This window comes from Paracoccus haematequi (assembly GCF_900631945.1).
Taxonomy (GTDB): domain Bacteria; phylum Pseudomonadota; class Alphaproteobacteria; order Rhodobacterales; family Rhodobacteraceae; genus Paracoccus; species Paracoccus haematequi_A.
In genome coordinates this window covers 1-536 of sequence record NZ_UZWE01000082.1, presented here as the reverse complement: position 1 = coordinate 536, position 536 = coordinate 1, and the positions used below count along the sequence as shown (strand labels likewise).

Here is a 536-nt window from a genome sequence, read left to right as displayed (position 1 = left end):
AAGCCCCGCATAAGATACGTCGTTAACGACGTCGCTATGCACGTGTCTTAGCCGATCACCCCACGCTCAGGCAGGCGGTGGCAACCGGGCGGTTACGTTACAGTTTTCCTGATCAGCAGATTGCAGGCCAATCATGCACTACCCCTTCCTCGTCATTGATCCGCGCTCCGGCCTGCAATACCGCCTAACCGATACCGGTCTTGCCGAATTGTCCCTTGCCCCCATTTCTGCCGAATGGGCGCCGGGGCGTGCCATTGCCGAGGCGCCTGACCCGGTCTGGGCCGAAAGTCTTGCCAATGCGCCTGTCGAGACGATCTCGGCGGTGACCGCCGCGCTGACGGATCTTGTGCTGGCCACGCCGGATCTGAAGGTGCCGAACGTCGATCACCTGCCAGACAGCCGCGCCAAGCGGCATCTCTTGGCGCTGGTCGCGTTGTGGCGTAACCGGCCGATTGTTACCGCGGCGGTTGAGCCTTGAAGCGTTGCGCGAGTTCAGGATCGCTAACGAAGTCGTCGAGGAACTGGTGCCAGGTTTC

Annotated in this window: 1 protein-coding gene; it reads left to right on the top strand. The window is 61.6% G+C overall.

What is annotated here, in order from left to right; translation table 11 throughout:
- Positions 1–133 precede the first annotated feature (133 nt).
- Positions 134–478, top strand: coding sequence for a hypothetical protein (locus tag PARHAE_RS20315; RefSeq protein ID WP_206437040.1), 345 nt, complete (start codon positions 134–136; stop codon positions 476–478).
- The last annotated feature ends 58 nt before the right edge of the window (positions 479–536 follow it).